Origin of the sequence: Pigmentiphaga sp. GD03639 (genome assembly GCF_029845405.1) — a bacterium.
GTDB classification, from domain to species: Bacteria; Pseudomonadota; Gammaproteobacteria; order Burkholderiales; family Burkholderiaceae_B; genus Pigmentiphaga; species Pigmentiphaga daeguensis.
Genome location: NZ_JAOCLR010000038.1, coordinates 28516 through 46699, shown reverse-complemented (window position 1 = coordinate 46699; position 18184 = coordinate 28516). Strand labels below are relative to the sequence as shown.

18 protein-coding genes are annotated in these 18184 nt (G+C 64.3%); 6 read left to right on the top strand and 12 right to left on the bottom strand.

Features of this window, described 5'->3' with window-relative positions:
• The 12 genes from N5K27_RS25845 to N5K27_RS25790 form a co-directional block, all read right to left on the bottom strand.
• The coding region (locus N5K27_RS25845; protein ID WP_279820239.1) for a MerR family transcriptional regulator at nt 1–296 on the bottom strand (296 nt) is incomplete at its 3' end.
• Nucleotides 297–513: 217 nt separating this feature from the next.
• Nucleotides 514–1008, bottom strand: coding sequence for a DNA repair protein RadC (radC, locus tag N5K27_RS25840; RefSeq protein ID WP_023657710.1), 495 nt, complete (start codon nt 1006–1008; stop codon nt 514–516).
• Between the two features lie 195 nt (nt 1009–1203).
• Nucleotides 1204–1947, bottom strand: a complete 744-nt coding sequence (locus N5K27_RS25835) for a thioredoxin domain-containing protein (RefSeq protein WP_023657711.1) — start codon at nt 1945–1947, stop codon at nt 1204–1206.
• Between the two features lie 13 nt (nt 1948–1960).
• Nucleotides 1961–4849 carry a conjugative transfer ATPase gene (locus N5K27_RS25830; protein ID WP_134280911.1) on the bottom strand — a complete coding sequence of 963 codons (2889 nt, stop codon included), beginning with the start codon at nt 4847–4849 and terminating at the stop codon, nt 1961–1963.
• Complete coding sequence (locus N5K27_RS25825; protein WP_023083166.1) at nt 4849–5283, bottom strand: TIGR03751 family conjugal transfer lipoprotein; 435 nt, start codon at nt 5281–5283, stop codon at nt 4849–4851. The genes N5K27_RS25830 and N5K27_RS25825 overlap by 1 nt, the downstream gene beginning before the upstream one ends.
• On the bottom strand, nt 5264–6697 hold the full coding sequence (locus tag N5K27_RS25820) for a TIGR03752 family integrating conjugative element protein (protein ID WP_011805408.1): 1434 nt from the start codon (nt 6695–6697) through the stop codon (nt 5264–5266). The genes N5K27_RS25825 and N5K27_RS25820 overlap by 20 nt, the downstream gene beginning before the upstream one ends.
• The gene (locus N5K27_RS25815; RefSeq protein WP_011805409.1) at nt 6687–7601 is read right to left on the bottom strand and encodes a TIGR03749 family integrating conjugative element protein; all 915 of its coding nucleotides are present in this window, start codon (nt 7599–7601) and stop codon (nt 6687–6689) included. The genes N5K27_RS25820 and N5K27_RS25815 overlap by 11 nt, the downstream gene beginning before the upstream one ends.
• A complete protein-coding gene (locus N5K27_RS25810; RefSeq protein ID WP_130523308.1) occupies nt 7598–8290 on the bottom strand; it encodes a PFL_4703 family integrating conjugative element protein in 693 nt (230 codons plus the stop codon). The genes N5K27_RS25815 and N5K27_RS25810 overlap by 4 nt, the downstream gene beginning before the upstream one ends.
• Nucleotides 8287–8697, bottom strand: a complete 411-nt coding sequence (locus N5K27_RS25805) for a TIGR03750 family conjugal transfer protein (RefSeq protein WP_003140993.1) — start codon at nt 8695–8697, stop codon at nt 8287–8289. The genes N5K27_RS25810 and N5K27_RS25805 overlap by 4 nt, the downstream gene beginning before the upstream one ends.
• Before the next feature lie 12 nt (nt 8698–8709).
• Nucleotides 8710–9078: a TIGR03745 family integrating conjugative element membrane protein gene (locus N5K27_RS25800; protein WP_003140995.1), complete on the bottom strand. Its 369-nt coding sequence runs from the start codon at nt 9076–9078 to the stop codon at nt 8710–8712.
• Nucleotides 9079–9100: 22 nt separating this feature from the next.
• On the bottom strand, nt 9101–9340 hold the full coding sequence (locus N5K27_RS25795; protein ID WP_003140997.1) for a TIGR03758 family integrating conjugative element protein: 240 nt from the start codon (nt 9338–9340) through the stop codon (nt 9101–9103).
• Complete coding sequence (locus tag N5K27_RS25790) at nt 9337–9708, bottom strand: RAQPRD family integrative conjugative element protein (protein WP_013982136.1); 372 nt, start codon at nt 9706–9708, stop codon at nt 9337–9339. Before N5K27_RS25790 ends, N5K27_RS25795 begins: the two co-directional genes overlap by 4 nt.
• A 223-nt stretch (nt 9709–9931) precedes the next feature.
• On the opposite strand from N5K27_RS25790, the gene N5K27_RS25785 reads away from it, so the two are divergent.
• The 6 genes from N5K27_RS25785 (at nt 9932) to N5K27_RS25760 (ending at nt 18176) form a co-directional block, all read left to right on the top strand.
• On the top strand, nt 9932–10132 hold the full coding sequence (locus N5K27_RS25785) for a helix-turn-helix domain-containing protein (RefSeq protein ID WP_003141001.1): 201 nt from the start codon (nt 9932–9934) through the stop codon (nt 10130–10132).
• A 58-nt stretch (nt 10133–10190) separates the two neighbouring features.
• Complete coding sequence (locus N5K27_RS25780; RefSeq protein WP_053461234.1) at nt 10191–13070, top strand: SNF2-related protein; 2880 nt, start codon at nt 10191–10193, stop codon at nt 13068–13070.
• Between the two features lie 80 nt (nt 13071–13150).
• Nucleotides 13151–14137 carry an ATP-binding protein gene (locus tag N5K27_RS25775; RefSeq protein WP_032958257.1) on the top strand — a complete coding sequence of 329 codons (987 nt, stop codon included), beginning with the start codon at nt 13151–13153 and terminating at the stop codon, nt 14135–14137.
• A 17-nt stretch (nt 14138–14154) separates the two neighbouring features.
• The gene (locus N5K27_RS25770; RefSeq protein WP_279820225.1) at nt 14155–16512 is read left to right on the top strand and encodes a S8 family peptidase; all 2358 of its coding nucleotides are present in this window, start codon (nt 14155–14157) and stop codon (nt 16510–16512) included.
• Nucleotides 16513–16641: 129 nt separating this feature from the next.
• Nucleotides 16642–17241, top strand: coding sequence for a hypothetical protein (locus tag N5K27_RS25765; RefSeq protein ID WP_023124337.1), 600 nt, complete (start codon nt 16642–16644; stop codon nt 17239–17241).
• Nucleotides 17238–18176 carry a DUF4868 domain-containing protein gene (locus tag N5K27_RS25760; RefSeq protein WP_032958255.1) on the top strand — a complete coding sequence of 313 codons (939 nt, stop codon included), beginning with the start codon at nt 17238–17240 and terminating at the stop codon, nt 18174–18176. The genes N5K27_RS25765 and N5K27_RS25760 overlap by 4 nt, the downstream gene beginning before the upstream one ends.
• Nucleotides 18177–18184 lie beyond the last annotated feature (8 nt).

The following is an 18184-nucleotide window of genomic DNA, read 5'->3' as shown; positions in this document are numbered from 1 at the left end:
GTGGGCGTCACGAACGCCACAGACCCGTTCAGCGCCAACGCGCCACTGGTGCTCAGCAACCGAAAAAGCGCGTCCACGCCGACGCTGACGGTGGCGATGTGCACGCCCAATGAGCTGACCAGCTCATTGGTAACGGCCAAGCCAAGGAGATCGGCGAAGGTGAATCGGGCAGCCTTCCCGGTCTTGGACGCCAAGTAGGGCACGGTCTTGCGCCAATGCCGCACCGTTTCGGCGGACACGCCAGTTAGCGTGCGCATCTGATCCTGAGTGTACTGGATGGCGGTGACGGCAGACATTCGCGTTGCTGGCAACTAGAAAATACGCACATTCTGCCATGTAAAGGTGTGCCTCTCAACAAATAAAGGCCGGTTCAGCCGCGTATCCCGCAAGCTTGCAAGCTTCCGAAATCGTGACCATCAGAACGCATCGCCAAGGTGGCAACCGGAACCGTTCATGGCAGTTCTTGTGGAGAGGGGCAAGAGGAACAGGCGCCCCCGGAGGGACGCCTGCGGACTACAGTAAGCCGGCTTCGGCGAACGAGTACGGGCTGCCCTTGCCGACGATGAAGTGATCCAGCACCCGGACATCGACGGTGGCCAGGGCGCTCTTCAACCGCTCGGTGATCGCACGATCAGCGGCCGAGGGCTCGGTGTTCCCCGAGGGGTGCTGATGCGCCAGGATCAGCGCCGAAGCGTTGAGCGCCAGCGCACGCTGGACAACCACCCTCGGATACACCGAAGTCTGGTCGACCGTGCCCTGGAACAGCGGCTCGAAGGAGAGCACCTGGTGCTGGTTGTCGAGAAACACGACGGCGAAGATTTCGTTCGGCTCCGCGACCAGTTTCAGGCGCAGGTAGTCGCGCACGGCGGCGGGACTGCCCAGCGCCGGACCGGCCTTGAACACGCGGTTCTCCAGCAGGGTGATGGCCTGCTGGATGATCCAGTCTTCGTGCTGGGCGGCGATCAGGGTGAGCGACTCCGGGCGGGAGTCGGCGATGACGAGAGACATGGCGAACCTCCAATGGATGAGATCGGAGGGCGCTTGCCCCTGGAGGGCAAACCCTCCTGGGGACGATGGGGATGGAACGGGTGACGAGCGGGCATCCACCACCGCGGATGCGGTGGCTGTTCGCGTCAAGGGATGCGATGCGAACGGGTTTCGATCAACGCGGACAAGCCGCGCCGCAGCCTTGAAGATCGATGGCTACCTGGGCATGTCACCGGCAACGCCGGCGGGCATGTCTGGGGAATGGGCGGGTTCGGCTGCGGTCGTGCTGCCGGCGGCAAGCAGGTCGATGGCCGACAGCAAGGCGTCGCCTTCGACGGGGCCGTGCAGCAGGAGGGTCTTGCCGGACTCGCGGTCGCGCAGTTGCAGGGCCGGCGTGGCCGCGATGCCCTGCTGTGCCGCTTCCGCCGCCTGGGCACGGATGACGGCATCGGGGCGATCGCTGTCGAGACAACCCTGCATGGCTGGTGTGAGGTCGGGATAGCGCAGGCCTTCCGGCAGGCCCTGGCCGTCGCCACGGGTGTTCGCGTAGAGCCAGGCCACGGCCTGCCAAAACGCGGCGTGTCCGCCCGTCTCGCCCGCGCACTCGGCCAAGCGCGCCCCGGCAGTCGCGGCCGGCTCGTGCATGGACAGCGGCAGGTGGTGCCACTGCCAGTTCACCTCGGGATGGGCGTCGATCCAGCGCTTGAGCGCGGGGAAGTAGGCCCGGCAGTACGGACACTCCAGGTCGGCGTACCCGACCACCGTGAAGCGCGCATCGGCACGGCCATACAGCCAGGGCGGGCCGGCCGGTTTCGGCACTTCGGACCCGGCGGCGACCAGGGACATGGACTCGGTTGCCGGATGCGGCGCGCGCAGCAACATCCACGAGGCCACCGCAATCGTCGCCACGATCAGCAGACCGATCCGGGGATGACGGCGGGCGAAGGAAGGCATGCGCATCGTGTCGCTCCCGTCAGGCCAACGTGTCCAGCGCCAGAGGTTCGATTCCCCGCGCACGGTCGATCTTCTCGGCCACGCGGAAGGCGGCATCCAGCTCGCTGATGCCGTGCTGCTGCATCAACTGGAAGCGTTCGGCCTTCTCCTCGGGCTCGGTCATCGCCATCGCCAGGTAGAGGCTGGGCGGCACAGCGCGGAACAGCACTTCCATCGACTTGGACAGGATGACGCCCTCGCTGAACTTGCCGGCCTCCTTGCGGGCCGAGAGCATCAGCGCCTTCTGCGAAGCGTTGAGTTCGCGGAAGCGCGCGATCTTTTCGACTTCATCGGGCGGCATCGACAGGCAGATCCACCACTCGATCATGTTGAGCATGGGCTCGGCCGCTTTCGGCAAGTCGTCCAGGTTCTGCGTGGCGAGCCAGAACCAGGCGCCGAGCTTGCGCCACATCTTGGTGATCTTGACCACGTAGGGCGCGAGCAGTGGGTTCCTCGTGATGATGTGGCCTTCGTCCGTCACGTTGATGATCGGGCGGCCCAGAAACTGGTCGCGCTCGGCGATGTTGTTGACGGTGTTGATGAGCGAGATGTAGGCGATCGAGAGCTGGGCGTTGTAGCCCTCGCGCGCGAAGGTGGCCAGGTCCACGATGGTGATGTCCGCCTCGGGCCACGGCGTGCCGGACCGGTCGAACATCTCGCCGTCCACGCCCTGGCAGAACATGTCCATGGCGTCGGCCATCTCCAGCAGCCGTGCGCGCCGCATCTCCGGCAGCGTGGCATCGCGGGCGCGCTCGCGCAGCGCGTCGCGCACATCGCGGGTCAGCACCGTGCGCTTCTCCGCTACGCAGTGCTGTGCCGCATCGAGAATGCACTGGCGGATCAGGCTGCGGTCGGCGCGGGTCATGCGCGCTTCTTCCTTGTCCTCGCCGCCGGTGATCATCAGTCGTGCGGTGATCTCCAGTTCGCCGAGCACGTCACGCTGCTCATCGCCTTCCACGGCCATGCCGGCATCGGTCTGGTCCTGGTCGAGCGCATCGGCGTCCAGCGTCTGTACCTGGCTCGGCGTATCGACCAGGCGCCAGGCATCGGCGAACGGGGCCAGACTGACGCCCGCACCCGGCGCGAGCTTCACCCGATGCACGGTGAGGCCCAACCGTGCCGCGAAGTCGCCGAACAGGCCGAAGCTGTTGCCCGCCTCGACGATGAACAGGCGCGGCCGATAGATCGCCGTCACCTGATTCAGGATATTGTTGAGCGTCGCGCTCTTGCCCGACCCCGTGGGGCCGAACAGGAACAGATGCGCGTTCATCTGCCGGTCGAGACGGTTCAACGGATCGAAGGTGATCGGGCCGCCGCCGCGGTTGAAGAACGTGATGCCCGGATGCCCCGTGCCCTGGCTGCGGCCCCAGACCGGCGCCAGGTTCGCCGCATGTTGCGCGAACATGAGCTGGGTGTACCACTGGCGCTTGTCGGCAGCCGGATCGAACACGCACGGCAGCCAGCGCAGATAGCTGTTCAGCGGCGCCACCTCGTCCTCTTCGCGTACCGGTTGCAGGCCGGCGTTGAGCATCACGTTGACGAGCTGCAGACCGCGCGCATCGAGCTGGGCCAGGTCGCGGCCGCGCAGGTAGAACGCCAGCGCGCCGCGGTAGAGCTTGTGCGCGCTGCCGATCAGGCCGCGCGCCTGCTGCACGTCCTGCCGGGTCTGCTCCGAGGCCAGGGTTTCGCCGACGGCCTTCCTGGCGAGGTGGTTGAGGTGCGCCTCCAATACGTCCTGGGGTGTGGCGACCAGCGTCAGGCACATCACCGTATCCTCGGGCATCTGGTCGAACAGCGCGTTCATGGCATCGCCGCCTTTGCGCGTCTCGCCCGTCAGATGGCCGGTCACGGGTGGCGTGCGCAGGCGATCCATCACGATCACCCGATGCGGCATGCTGTCGAAGAACCACAGGCCGTTGGGCACGTCCGAGCGCGGTTGGCCGAAGAACAGGCGCTGCGCGAAGTCGGTGCCGCTGGCGAGTTCGATCTCGCCCTCCTCCTGCTCTTCCGGGTAGCGGGTCAGCGCGTAGAAGCGTTCCCGATCTTCGGCAGTGGTGCCGAGCAAGGTCGGATTCGGGTTGAACCAGCGCAGCAGCCAGGCGTGGATGTCCGCCGCGCCGAGACGCCGAGCCTTCACGCCGGCATTCGCCAGCCCGCCGGCGAGGCGGTCGCAGATCGTGGTCAGCGCCTGCTCGGGCGACTGGCCACGCCGCGGGGTCGTGGCCGCGGACGTGCGGCGGTAGACCACCATGCGCACGCGCCGCACCTGGCCGCGCCACGGCAGGCGCGTCACCGTGGTGTCCTCAAACAGGCCACCCGGCTTGGCGATGGCCCGCAGGTGATGGGCGAAGAAGCGCAGGTAGAAGTCGCTGAACGCGCTGCCCTGCGCACGCGGCTGCAGATAGTTCGCCAGGGAGCGCAGATAGTTGTCCCAGTCGGCCTCGTCCTGGGCGTAGAGCTGCACTACCCAGGGGTTGTCGTCCAACTCGTCGAAGGAGTCCTGCAGGGCGTTCTCCAGCGCATCGCGCGCCTGCCACAGCCAGGCCATCTCGCGGCCCTCGGTGCCGACCGGCGCCAGTTCGAAGAAGGCCGCCACCGACTGGCCGTCTTCCAGCAACATGCACTTGCTGCCGGGCAGGTACTCGACCCAGGGCAGCAAGTCCGCGAACGACGGCGCGACGCCATAGAGCGCATCGTGGTCGGCCTGGGTGGCCGGTCTGCGCCGGCCCCGGCCGAGCGCGCTGCCCGGCTCGGCGACACCCTGTGCCGCCAAGGCCGTTACGTGCCGTGCCCAGGCATCATCGGTCGCATCCGCGGCGTCAACAGGCGATGCGTCGGACTTGCGTGACCACGGCAGCGACCAGGCCATCAATAGTCCTCCACGCGCTCGCCCGGCATCGCGTACTGCACGCGCTGGTAGAGCGGGAACACCGTGCTGTAGCCGGGCACCGGCACCGGGTCGGTGCCCGCCAGGTGCGGGAACACGTACATCACCAGGTCGGGGTTCGGCAGGCGGTGGAACTGGCGGTAAATCTCGTTCTGCGCGGTGCGGGTGTAGCGCGCCTGCACGCCGGGCGCCGCCTGCACATCGGCATCGGCCAGCGGCCGGCGCAGGCCCTGGCGCGCGTCGAGCAGTTGCCGCGCAGCTTGGCCCCCGCCTGCGCTGCCGCCGGTCTCCTGATGCCAGATGTCGAGCATGGTGCTGTCGCCGTGCGGCAGCAGCTTCTCCTTGCTGGTGGCGCAGCCGCCGAGCAGGGTGGCCGCCAGCAGCACGGCGGCCGCGTCAATCCAGATCCGAGGCATGGGCTTCTCCGGTGCGGTGGTGGACCCGACGCCCCTTGGCGTCGTAGTCGATGTCGAGCGGCTGCTCCAGGTGCACGGCCACTTTGGCGCCCGGCTGCACGTAGACCGCCGCGAAGGCCTGGCCGTAGAGCTTGTTGACCCAATCGGCCATGTCGCGCACGCCGCCCGCGAGGATGCGGCCCATCGCTTCGTTGCCGCTGATGCCGACGGTGCCCAGCGAGCCGTTGCTGTTGGCGACCACGGCCACGCTGCCGTTGTCGGACTTGATGAGCGAGGCCGCGCCGGCGCCGGCCGCGGTGATGAGCGCCTGGCTGCCCAGGTACTGCTGGGCGTTGCTGCGCCGCTCGCCGCTGACGCAGGGAATGCCGTAGGGGTCGCTGATCCAGCCCAGACCGCCTTGGATGCTGGCGCCGTTGTGCCCCGAGTTGCCGCCGCTGCTGCCGCCCTTGCTGCTGTCCTCCGGCACCGTGCGGATGGTGCCGTCCTGGAACACGAACGTGACCGAGCGGATTTGCCCGCGCACGCACGAGAGCGTCCAGTCGCCCGAGGCCGTGCCGCTGACCACGGCGCCGGCCACGTCGGGGATGTCGATGCCGTTGGCCGTGAGGTTGTCCGGGCCGATCAGCACCTTGAACGGATAGGGATCGTTGACGGTTCCATCGATTGGCACGCGCCCGATCAGCGCCGTCATGGCAATCGACCCCATGAGCGTCGAGTTCGACGGCACGGTGTAGACAGCCTTCGTGGATGCGCCCACCGCGCGGCTGCCGACGTCGGCGACGGATTCCACTGCGGCCGACAGGCTTTTCTGGGCCGGCCCGAAGCTCAGGGGAAAGCTCGGCTCCTTGCTGCTGTTCTTGGCGTCGACCTTGGCATCGTCGGGCTCGACCCACTGCGTGCTAGCGACGCCGCGGTTGAAGCGCTGGCCGTCACCCTCTTCGAGCCCCAGCCCGACGGGCAGATCGGACGGGCCACCCTTGCCGGAAAGGCCGTCCAGTTGCCGCTGCAGATCCTGCAGCAGCCCCTGGGTCTGCTGCCTGTCGCTGGCCACCTGATTGCGCTCCTGCTCCAGGCGGCTGCGCTCGCCTTCCAGCGCGCTCTGGATGCGTTGGTCGATCGCGCTTTCCCGCGCGCGCAGGCGCTCGTTCTCGGCCTTGTGCTGCTTGTTGTCGCCCAGCGCGCTCTGCAGCTCGGTGCGCAACTGCTTCACCTGGGCCACCAGCGTGGCGACGGTATCGCGCGGCGTGTCGCCAGCGATGCCCAGGGCTTTCATCTCCTCGGGCGTGAGCGTACTGGCCGCGCCCTTGGGAGCGGGCTGGCCGCCGGGCGCGCCGGAGAACAGCTTGATGCCGACGAACACCAGCAGCAGCGCCATCGGGATCAGCAGCCACTTGAGCAACGGATTACTTTTCATCGCGCGCTCCTCCGGTCGAGCCGGCCGCGGCGGCCGGCGGCAGGTTCACGCTGGCGTCGATCGGGCTCAGCGCCGGCAGCAGCGACTCGGCCAGGCCGTGGCCGCGCGTGACCAGGTAGAGCACCGTGGTGTCGGACGCGGTGCCGGCCGGCCCCAGGTTCGGATGCTGGAAGGTCGCCGCCACGAAGTTCCCCTGCAGGGCGCGCGGGTCGAGGTCGAGCCAGCGCGCCGAGGTATTGGTGAGTCGCACGGCCGTCACCCACTGGTCTTCCAGGCGCCACGCGGCCAGTGCCCGCGCGTGCACCGGCAACGTCGGCAGCAAGGTGTCCAGCGCGAGGCCGCGGCGCAGGTTTACGCGCCCGATGCCGGCGACCGGCTCGACGGTGCGCAGCGGCGCGTACAGGTTCTGTGCGGCATGGCGCGTCAGCACGACCGGTACCGGCGTTTCGCGCCGGGGAACGGATTTGCCCGCGGGCGCATCGGCCTGCTCGTCCGCGCCGCTTGCTGCACCGCCGCCGTAGCGCTTGGCGGGGGCTTCCGCATCCACGATGCGCACCGGCTCCAGCGGCGCCTGGCCGTCCTTCGCCGGCTCGGCGGCGATGTCGAGCAGGATCAGCGCGCCGGATTCCACGTCCTGCAGTTGCAGCCGCGTGGGCGGAATCGGCTCGCTCGCCCGCAGGTAGATCGCGCCGCCCGCACTCTGCACGCGCAGGTGATCGCCAACGCTGGCCGGCACGCCGACGCGCACATTGCGGTCGATGAAGACCACGCGCTCCTGGCCGACCACCAGCGGCACCGGCAGGGGCAGCCGCTCCCAGCGCAGGATTTCCACGGCTTGGCTGGCCGGCACGAAACCGAGGATCAGCAGGACGCCGGCCAGGGCCGACAAGGCAACGGACTTCATGGAGAGTCTCCCTGCAGGTGGCCGGAGGCGTTGGCGGGCGCGCCGGCCTGGGTCGGCGTCGGCGGCGTTTCGATGCGCTGGGGTGCGCTGGCGTAGCAGTCCAGCGCCAGGCCGAAGGGGTTGCGCTCGGGGTCGATGTCCAGCCGGACGACCTTGATGGGGTAGCGCACCAGGGCGCGCTTGACCTGCTCGGAGCCGTAGTATTCGTCCGCGCTCACGTCGAGCGTGACGATCCAATCGCGGTCGGAGACCACCTTGACGCGCGTGGCCGGATCGTCGCCGTAGCCGCGGCCGGGAATCTCGTAGATGCCGCGCACGCGCTGACGCAGCTCGCCACTGGCACGCCGGTACTCGTAGTCCTGTTGCAGGAAGGCCCGGCAGCTCGGCGTGAGGTAGGCCGACAGCGCGCGCAGGTTGCGCGGATAGTCTTCTTCGCCGTTCGTGGGCCAGCGCTGTACCTGCTGCCAGATATAGAACGAGAAGGCATACACGCTCTCGGGCGGCACGTCCCACCACTTGCGCGTGCTGCCCGAGCGCAAGTCCGGCGGCACATGGATGGTCAGACTCTTCGGCGCACTCCACCAGCCGAAGCCGAGCAGCAGCGCCACCGCGAACAACGCGCCGGCCCCCAGACGCAGCGTCTTCACGTGCGCCTGCAGGTGCGCAACCTCGTTCCTGAAACGGCTCATGGCGCACCTCGATTGGCGTTGCGCCGGGTCGTCCAGTAGCCCGAGCGGGTGATGAGGCGCTGCCCGCCCAGGAGCGCTGCCAGCGCCGGGTGCCGCAATGCCAGCCGCCACTGGAGCTGTCGGTAGAGCCAGGTGTCGGGCCGGCCGCGCTTCTGTGCGCGCAGAAAACCACCGCCGACGAAGACGCCCAGCGCGATGCCGGCGACGATCAGCGTCGGCACCATGGCGATGCTGTGCGTGAGCCAGGCCAGCGGCAGGCCGAGTGCGAATCCGGCTGCGGCCGACAGGCCGGCGCAGATCCACAACTCGTCGGCGGTCAGCCCGCGCACGACCACCGGCTGGCGATTCAGCCGGTGCGGCAGGAAGCTCACCAGCGTGTCTTGCGGGGTCTCCGAGGGGACGGCCATCGCTTGCCGCCCTCACAGCACGCCGGTGGCCTTGGTGAGCAGCCAGATGCCGACCACCAGCAGGATCGCGCCCACGGCGACCGTCAGGCCGAACTGGCCCCAGGTGGCGCGGCCGGTGTGGATCTCCGAGTAGCGCGTGTAGGCGTGATAGCAGACACCGACGAACATCGAGGCGACCACCAGCAGCGCGATCAGCAGCACGATGTCGTAGCCGTAGTTCTGCAAGGTCTGCAGGATGCCGCTGCCCTGGCCGCGCGAAGGGTCCTCCATGGTCGGCAGGCCCTGCGCGAAGGCCGACAGCGGCAGGCCCGCGAGCGCCAGCGGCAGCAGCGGTGCGGCGATGCGGGACGGAATGCGATGGGATGTCGATGACGTGTTCATGGCGTTTGGCCTTTCGTGACGGTCAGGAGAGGAGGAAGAAGGTCAGTACCAGGTACATCGCCACGAAGCGCACGACGACGGCGAGAAACTGACGCTCGGTGATGCGGTGCTCGGCCCAGCCGACGTAGGCGGTGCGCATGGCCCACACGCCCCACAGCAGCAACACGGCGAACACGAAAGCGAGCACCACGGCAGAGACGGCCGAAGGCGCGAAGCCGCCGTTGGCCTGGAAGGCGGCGACCTGATCGGCAGAGGGCGTCATGGCGATGGCTCCTCGTCGTCGTCGTCGGCGCGGTCACGGCGGACGTAATCGCCGGCCAGCGGGACGGGATCGCGCGGCTGGGCGCGCTGGGGCACGAGGTAGTCCTCCAGGCCGGCGCGAACGCGCTTCAGGTCGGCACGCAGTTGGGCGTAGTCGAAGTGGTAGCGGGCGCGCTCCTGCGGAGCGGTATTGGCGGCGTGCTCGGCGAGGCGGTCGATCAGGTCGAGTTGGCGGGCAAGCGCGGCGAGCTGCTCACGCTCCGAGGCGAGGCTGTCGGCAGCGGCGGCAGGCTGCAGCGCCGAGAACGACACAGCCAACACCACGGCAAGCGCAGGCCATGCGGATGTGCGGCGGTTGGTCTGTCCCATCGTGCCATTCCCCGTTGAAGCGGATGGCCAGATGCTGTGGCGCGCCCTCGCTTCGCGCCGCAGGGAATGGGAACTACGGCATGACCGGATTTGTTGGTCGCGCTGGCCGACATTCGCGCAATGCCTGGTGGATTTCTTGTTGGCTAGCGCCTACCACCCTTTGGTAGAATTGAGCAAACTTGGCAATCCAAAGTCACGAAAGACCAAACCAGATGGTTTTCAGATGAGTGAAGTCGAGAGCGAGATCCTCACGCTGGAGGAAGTCGCGGCCTACCTCAAAGCCGGCAAACGGACGGTCTATCGCCTTGCCCAGAAAGGAGAGATTCCAGCGTTCAAGCTTGGGGGAACCTGGCGCTTTCGCCGCTCGGAGCTGGATCGGTGGATCGCCGAAAGCATCAACAAGAAGAAGCCGGAGGCCGAGTGAGCGCGGACCATGCCAGCCGCCGAATCACGCTCGGGGAAGAACAAGGGGAGGATCGCCGTTGACGACACAGCAGCTTCTGACGCCGCACCAGAGCCAGTACTTTGCTTGGCTGCTGACCAGGCGTGCAGCAGGCGACTCCGTGGAGTCGCTGGCTTCGACTTTGGTCGATTCGCAGGTCGATCTGAATCCCCATCAGGTCGAGGCCGCGCTCTTCGCTTGCCGCAACCCCCTCTCACGCGGCGTGATCCTCGCCGACGAGGTTGGTCTAGGCAAGACCATCGAAGCCGGCTTGGTCATCTCCCAACGCTGGGCGGAACGGCGGCGGAAGGTGCTCATCATCGTTCCAGCGAACCTGCGCAAGCAATGGCACCAAGAGCTGCAGGACAAGTTCGGCCTGCAAGGGCTGATCCTCGAAGCCAAAAGCTACAACGCGATCCGCAAACAGGAGCAGCGGAACCCGTTCCTGTTCGCCTCCGGTCCGATCATCTGTTCCTACCAGTTCGCGAAGGCCAAGGCTGACGATGTCAAGGGCATCGATTGGGACTTGGTCGTCCTCGACGAAGCGCATCGCCTGCGCAACGTCTACAAAACCAGCAACGTCATCGCCAAGACCCTCAAGGAGGCGTTGTCGCGCGTTCACTCCAAGGTGCTTCTGACCGCGACGCCGTTGCAGAACTCGCTGCTCGAACTCTATGGGCTGGTCAGCTTCATCGATGACCGCGTGTTCGGAGACCTTGATAGCTTCCGCTCGCAATTCACTGGCAGAGAGCAATCCTTCAGCAGCCTGCGTGACCGGCTGGCCCCCATCTGCAAGCGCACCCTGCGCAAACAGGTTCAGCCCTACGTGTCGTACACAGCGCGCAAGGCCATCGTCGAGGAGTTCACGCCGTCGAGCGAAGAGCAGGAACTTTCCAGGCTCGTCGCCGATTACCTGCGCCGCCCCAACCTCAAGGCCCTGCCCGAGGGGCAGCGCCAACTGATTTCACTCGTGCTGTGGAAGCTGCTTGCCTCCAGCACGCACGCGATTGCGGGTGCGCTGGAGACAATGGCCAAGCGCCTCCAGGGTGTGCTCGACAAAACCACCGAGGTTCCCGATCTGGCCGAGGAACTCGATGAGGACTACGAGTCGCTCGACGAAACCGCCGATGAGTGGAACGACCAAGGCTCAGACGTCGCAGCACCGAGCCGCTTGGAACGCGATGCCATCGCGGAGGAGATCGACGAGCTTCGCCACTTCAAAACGCTGGCAACCAACATCCGGGACAACGCGAAGGGCAAGGCACTGTTCACCGCGCTGGATCGAGCCTTCGCCGAACTGGATCGGCTAGGCGCGCCCAGGAAGGCCATCATCTTCACCGAGTCCAAGCGCACGCAGGAATACCTCCTCAACTTGCTGGCCGACACGCCATACGGCGACGGCATCGTGCTCTTCAACGGCACCAATAGCGACCAGCGTGCGCAGGCGATCTACAAGGACTGGCTGAAGCGTCACGAAGGCACCGACCGCATCACCGGCTCCAAGACCGCCGACACCCGTGCGGCACTGGTCGAGCACTTCAAGGAGCGTGGCAAGGTCATGATTGCCACCGAGGCCGGAGCCGAAGGCATCAACCTCCAGTTCTGCTCGCTCGTCATCAACTACGACCTGCCGTGGAACCCGCAGCGCATCGAGCAGCGCATCGGGCGCTGCCACCGCTACGGTCAGAAGCACGACGTGGTGGTGGTCAACTTCGTCGACCGCAGCAATGAGGCCGATGCACGGGTGTACGAGCTGCTGTCGCAGAAGTTCCAGCTCTTCGAGGGCGTGTTTGGGGCTAGCGACGAAGTGCTGGGTGCCATCGGCTCCGGTGTCGATTTCGAGCGGCGTATCGCCGAGATCTACCAGAACTGCCGAGAGCCCGAGGAAATCAAGTCCAGCTTCGAGCAACTCCAGCTCGACCTCTCCGGCGAAATCAACGAGGCGATGGTCAAGACGCGCCAGGTACTGCTTGAGAACTTCGATGAGGAGGTGCAGGAGAAGCTGCGCATGCGGGCCGACGACAGCCGCAACGCGCGCAACCGCTTCGAGCGCATGCTGATGGACTTGACCCGCGCCGAACTGGTCCATTGCGCCGCGTTCGATGACGACGGCTTCGATCTCCGCCACATACCGACTGGAGTCGAGCACGGCGGCCTCGCGGGCATCGAGCTGGGGCGCTACGAATTGCCCCGCCGCTCCGGCGACGCGCATCTATACCGCATCAATCATCCGCTGGCGCGATGGGGCATCGAGCAGGCCAAGGCTCGCGCACTCAACGGGGCTCGTCTTGTGTTCGACTACAACGCCCACGGTGCAAAGATCAGCACGCTTGAAGCCTGGCGCGGCAAGGCCGGATGGCTCACCGTGAAGCTAATCTCGGTCGAGACACTCGGCAACCAGGAGCAACATCTGCTGGTTGCGGCGGGCACGACCGACGGCGTCGTGCTCGCGGAAGAAGACCCGGAAAAGCTGCTGCGCCTGCCCGCGACCACGCAGGCGGCCAGTCTGTTCAACGCCCCTGATGCCACCCTGCTGGCCGACGTGGAAGCCCGCAAGACCGCACTCCTGCGCGACGTCAACGAGCGCAACCTCGGCTACTTCGAGCAGGAAGTCCAGAAGCTGGATGCCTGGGCGGACGACCTGAAGCTCGGTCTGGAGCAGGAGATCAAGGAGATCGACCGCGAGATCAAGGAGGTGCGCCGAACCGCCGCGACCTCGCCGACGCTGGAAGAAAAGTTGTCATGGCAGAAGAAGCAGCGCGAACTGGAGAGTAAGCGCAGCAAGCTGCGCCGCGAGTTGTTTGCCCGGCAGGACGAAGTCGAAGCGCAGCGCAATGACTTGATCAGCCAGCTTGAAGTGCAACTCCAACAGCAGGTCGAGGAGCGCACGCTGTTCACTGTCGAGTGGGAGCTGGTGTAATGACTAATCAAGTAGCACCGTTAGACCTGCGCATGACCAGGCCGCGGTTGAAGCGTGCCAAGAATTGAGGAGAGCGAGATATGGCTAGCGGAAAATTACTGCGGCAACTCATCAAATCGGGAACGCAAGGCGATGCTTCGGGCTTTCGCGCGGCGTCCGAGGCAGTGATCAAAGAGGAGCGCGAGAAGAACCATCATCTGCTCGCAAATGACCTTGAGCGCTTGCTTTACGGCGATCAGGCAAACTTCGGGAAGAATGCGCGGAAGCTGCAAAGTTTGCCCAGCGTGCCGACAAATAAAGACAACGGGCTTGCGCTACTAGAAGAGCGTGCCGTGATTCGAGAGGAGAAAGACATCATTCTCTCGGATGCTTCGCAGTCGGCACTCGATGAAATCCTGATGGAGCACAACCGGGCGGACGTGCTCCGATCCTATGGCCTGCAACCCGCGCAGAAGCTGTTGTTTTGCGGGCCTCCCGGCTGCGGCAAGACGCTGGCCGCCGAAGTCATCGCGCATTCCCTGTCCATGCCACTCGTCCTCGTTCGGCTGGACTCGATCATATCGTCGTTTCTGGGGGAGACGGCTGCCAATTTGCGAAAAGTGTTCGATTACGTCGCAACGCATCCCGTGGTCGCATTGTTCGATGAATTCGACGCCCTGACCAAGGATCGTGGCGACAGCGCCGATCATGGTGAGCTCAAACGCTCCGTAAATGCCGTCTTGCAGATGATGGACGGTTATCGAGGCGAGAGCATCCTGATCGCCACCACCAACTACGAAACCCTATTGGACAAGGCGGTTTGGCGACGCTTCGATGAGGTTGTGCGCTTCGAGATGCCGAATCTGGAGCAGATCAAACGCTTGTTAGCTCTGAAACTCTCCGGTGTCCGCCGCAATTTCGAGCCCGACGATGGCCAGGTGGCATCCGTGTTCAAGGGGATGTCGCACGCCGATATCGAGCGTGTACTGCGGCGGGCCGTTAAGGAAATGATCCTGTCTGGGCGGGAGTTTTTGGAGAAGAGTCATATCGATAACGCACTTGCCAGAGAGTATCGCTACAAGAGTTAAGGCATGGAGGGGAGAAGATGGCCTATGAGCACCTGCGTCTAGATCGTGAAGAACCGATCAATCTTCGCCACCCGCGGAGGGGCGGGGGCGGTTTTACACCACAAGACCCACGTGCTTACGGCGCGGCGCTTGGCACAAAATTCCAGGCTGCAAGGGGGCGTATCACTGACCCGGATCAGGCCGACATTGGCGGCTACGATGATCGCAAGCTGATAAAGATTCAGCTGCGTCATGGAGAAAGCCTACCTCCGGACTCTTTCCAGGCTATTCCCGGTGTGGAAATCGTCAGCCAGGAAGAAAAAACTGTTGTTTTGGCCTTCGCCACTGATGAAGGTTTGGACGAATTCGAACGGCGTTTGGCAACGTTGGCGCGTGACGGTAACGTTACACGTAAGGATCTGCTGTATGCCATCGAGGACTTCGATCACTGGACACCGGAAGATCGCACTGGCAACGCTCTCCGTGAACAGGGCTTCCCCGAAGAAACGCCATTCACGCTCGATGTCGAACTATGGCCCCAGGAGCGACAGGACAAGCGCCAGGCCATGGTCCGTGCCTTCGTAGACCTGTTGCAGGAACTCGGCATCAAGAAGTTGGACGAGCTCAAGCTGCCATCCTTGGTAAAGCTGCGCGTGCGCTGCGATCAGAATCAAGCAGATCAGCTTTTGCGCCATCGGGACGTCCGCACGGTGGATCTTCCACCTCGGCTGGGCGTTTCCGTTCAGCTGTTGATGACAGACATCAACCAGTTTCCGGTAGTTGATCCACCGCCTGCCGATGCGCCTGCGATTGCTGTTCTCGACTCCGGCTTGACCTCGGGCCACCCTCTGCTTGCCGCAGCGGCCGGCGATGCTCAAGGTTATCTGAAGCCTCATCGCAGCGCCAATGATGCCGAGCCGTGGCATGGCACCTTCGTCGGTGGGCTTGCGTTGTACGGCGATGTCCATAACGCCATCCAGCAGCGCCAATTCGTCCCGCAGCTCCGCTTGTTCTCCGGCAAAGTATTCGAACACGACGGACAGGATCAGACCGAGTTTGTCGAGAAGGCGGTCGAGGAAGCCGTGCGCGACCTGCACGGGCAGTACGGTTGCAAGGTGTTCAATCTCAGCTATGGCGACCTGAATAAGGTGTACGACGGTCGGCATGTCCGCGGGCTGGCCTATACCCTGGATCGTCTTACGCGCGAGCTGGGCGTGTTGTTCGTGGTGCCGGCGGGCAACTTGCAGCTCAACCAGCTCCCCCAAGATGCCCGTGGGCAATACCCCCACTATTTGTTCGAGGAGCACGCCCGGCTGCTGGACCCGGCCACGGCGCTCAACGCCCTCACGGTCGGCGGTATCAGCCTGTTCGAGGCCACGCGCGACGCGCAAAACCATCCCAACACCATTGAAGATCACATCCTGGCGCGGGCGAACCAGCCCTTCCCGTTGACGCGACGCGGGCCATCCATCAACGGCGCCATCAAGCCGGATGTGGTGGAACATGCGGGGAACATCGCCCTGATGCTTACAGGCGGCCGCCCTCGCCATACGGGGCTGGGTGTCGTGTCGCTCAACGGCGGATTTGCCACCCACGGATTCGCGTTCAAGGAGGACATCGGCACCAGCTATGCCGCGCCGCTGGTGGCCCACAAAGCCGCGCGGCTACTGGCCGAAGTGCCCGACGCTTCGCCCAGCCTGCTGCGCGCACTGATCGGCGCCCATGCCCGCTGGCCGCAAGCCTGCGAAGCGCTGTTGAACCCCGGCAACAATGCTGAAGGCCGCGACAAACTCCTGCACCTCGTCGGGTATGGGCGCGTGGACGATGCGGCGCTGTTCCGCTCGCTTGATCACACCGTCACCCTGCTGGCCGAAGAGCGCGTCGGAAACGACCAGCACCACTTCTTCGAACTGCCTGTGCCGGACAGCTTCTGGGCCAACGGGCGCCGTACGCGCGAAATTACGGTGGCGTTGGCCTACAGCCCCGAGGTACGCACGACCCGCCTGGACTATCGCCGCACGAAACTCTGGTTCAACCTCGTGGTAGCCGACAGCCTGGATGACGTGACTCGTGCCTTCCAGCGCAACCGGGAAGAAGGTATGGGGGAGCACAGCAATGGCCGCTGGCTGCCCAACGACACCCGCAAGAACGGCACGTTGCAGGTCTCTCGATGGCGCTTCAAACAGGCGCTGGCCAACGGTCACAAGGTGTTCGTCGTAGTGACCCGACAAGATAGTCCTTGGTCCGATGGGCGCGATGGGGACGAGCCCTATGCCGTCGCCGTGGTACTGGCGGATCGGGAGCAGGCCAACGCTCAGCTCTATGCCCAAGTGCGGGCGGCGCTGCAAGCCCGTGCCCAGGCACGTGCGCGTGCTCGGATTGGCGGGAGGGGCTGATGGCTGCGCTCGAACCTCAGTACATGACCATTCTGGAGACGGTGCAGGCCAAGCGATTTGTGCCTTTGCGCTCGCACCAAAATTTCAGATCCCAATCATTGGGCTATCCGGGGAAGCAGGTGCGTCATCATGGATAACACCCGCGACCCGTCACTTCGGCTTCGTCCATGGGCATCGCTGGTGCTCTTTCTGAGCGCCTATTCGCCCCTTATGCTGATTCTGATCATCAAGGATTACGATGCAACCAGCCCCGGTCTGCTTCCCCAGAATCCGGTATTCAGCGGCATCCTGTTGCTGATCGCAGTGTTCAGCAGTTTGGCTGTGCTTCGTTCCGTCAGAGAAATCGATGGCGGGCTGACGGTGACGGTCACCAAGGCGTCCAACAAATCGGGCGACATGTTCGGCTACACCATCCCCTACATGCTTTCGTTCATGAAGGTGGACCTGGGAGACTGGCAGGTCATTGTGAGCCTCGCCCTTTTTCTAGCCATTCTTTTCATCATGGCCTACCGCACCCAGACGGTTTTCGTGAACCCGATTCTCGCTCTTGCGGGTTACATGCTGATCGATTGCACCTTCAAACGCGGTGACAAGGAAATTCAGGCGATGGTCGTGACACGGCAACCGCTGGCCGTGGGTGACACTTGCCGCATGGAGCGGATGTCGCACTATCTGTATGTGGCCGTCAAAGACAACGCCAATCTGGATAAAAAGGGCACAGAAAAATGAGCAACAAGGCGCACAAGGCCACCTTGAAGGCGATCAAAGCGATCGATCTAAAAAAATGGGTGGTCACTTTCTGGCTTGTCAAGCGCTACATGGCAAATCACGCGGCACATTACTCAGTACTGCGCGTCAACACCGATGCCAAGCTCCAGAAGCGGTTGAAGGGCTATGTAGTCAATCAGTTGCAGGGCAAGGACTTTCACTTGGCCGAATACGATTTCAATAATGCCGATGGTGATGACACGCTGTTCACGATTACGGCAGACGCCACCGATTTCCCTAAAGTCGAAGTGGCGATAAACGCTGGCTTTGACAATGCCATCGCCAAGGAATACCAAGACCTGCTCAATTCGTGGGCGTATGTCGTCCAGCTTGAACACGGCAATGATCGACTCTACGCCTGGCGCAAGATCAGCACACTCACCCAGCCAAAGAAAGTTCAATCGCGCCAGGCGACGTTCTTTGTCGAACACAAATTGGTGGACGTAGAAGACAAGGAAGTCTTTCTGATCGATCCGCGCTTCGACTTCTTCGTGCATGGCGGCATGATCTTCATTGCCAACAAGAAGGAGTTCGAAATTTCCATGAACTTCCGCGAGGGCATGAAGGCCAAGGCTGCCGAGGTCATCCAGAACTTCAATGAGAGTGGCCGTTTCAAGAATGTCGACCTCATTCAGAAGCACGTGGGCGACAACCTGCACCACTTGCGCAAGATGGCATCGATCCTCAAGGCCGGTTACTACCAACAGCCCGACTATATCCAGCGCATGATTGAAGTCAGCAAGGAAGAAGGCTGGGAGCTGAAAGTCGAGGATGGGCAAGTCGTGGTCGAGGCGGAAACGATCGACGTGTTGTTGAAGCTGCTCAACAACGACCGCCTGCGCTCGCCGATCAACAACGAAATTTTCGACGCGGCCGCCAAGGCACCTGTGAAATAGGCTGGAAT

Coding starts and splice junctions, on each gene's coding strand:
- N5K27_RS25835 (WP_023657711.1), bottom strand. CDS start 1,947: ATGCGCATGCCTTCCTTCGCCCGCCGTCATCCCCGGATCGGTCTGCTG.
- N5K27_RS25770 (WP_279820225.1), top strand. CDS start 14,155: ATGGCCTATGAGCACCTGCGTCTAGATCGTGAAGAACCGATCAATCTT.
- N5K27_RS25820 (WP_011805408.1), bottom strand. CDS start 6,697: ATGAAAAGTAATCCGTTGCTCAAGTGGCTGCTGATCCCGATGGCGCTG.
- radC (WP_023657710.1), bottom strand. CDS start 1,008: ATGTCTCTCGTCATCGCCGACTCCCGCCCGGAGTCGCTCACCCTGATC.
- N5K27_RS25785 (WP_003141001.1), top strand. CDS start 9,932: ATGAGTGAAGTCGAGAGCGAGATCCTCACGCTGGAGGAAGTCGCGGCC.
- N5K27_RS25775 (WP_032958257.1), top strand. CDS start 13,151: ATGGCTAGCGGAAAATTACTGCGGCAACTCATCAAATCGGGAACGCAA.
- N5K27_RS25795 (WP_003140997.1), bottom strand. CDS start 9,340: ATGACGCCCTCTGCCGATCAGGTCGCCGCCTTCCAGGCCAACGGCGGC.
- N5K27_RS25830 (WP_134280911.1), bottom strand. CDS start 4,849: ATGGCCTGGTCGCTGCCGTGGTCACGCAAGTCCGACGCATCGCCTGTT.
- N5K27_RS25800 (WP_003140995.1), bottom strand. CDS start 9,078: ATGAACACGTCATCGACATCCCATCGCATTCCGTCCCGCATCGCCGCA.
- N5K27_RS25760 (WP_032958255.1), top strand. CDS start 17,238: ATGAGCAACAAGGCGCACAAGGCCACCTTGAAGGCGATCAAAGCGATC.
- N5K27_RS25805 (WP_003140993.1), bottom strand. CDS start 8,697: ATGGCCGTCCCCTCGGAGACCCCGCAAGACACGCTGGTGAGCTTCCTG.
- N5K27_RS25790 (WP_013982136.1), bottom strand. CDS start 9,708: ATGGGACAGACCAACCGCCGCACATCCGCATGGCCTGCGCTTGCCGTG.
- N5K27_RS25765 (WP_023124337.1), top strand. CDS start 16,642: ATGGATAACACCCGCGACCCGTCACTTCGGCTTCGTCCATGGGCATCG.
- N5K27_RS25825 (WP_023083166.1), bottom strand. CDS start 5,283: ATGCCTCGGATCTGGATTGACGCGGCCGCCGTGCTGCTGGCGGCCACC.
- N5K27_RS25810 (WP_130523308.1), bottom strand. CDS start 8,290: ATGAGCCGTTTCAGGAACGAGGTTGCGCACCTGCAGGCGCACGTGAAG.
- N5K27_RS25815 (WP_011805409.1), bottom strand. CDS start 7,601: ATGAAGTCCGTTGCCTTGTCGGCCCTGGCCGGCGTCCTGCTGATCCTC.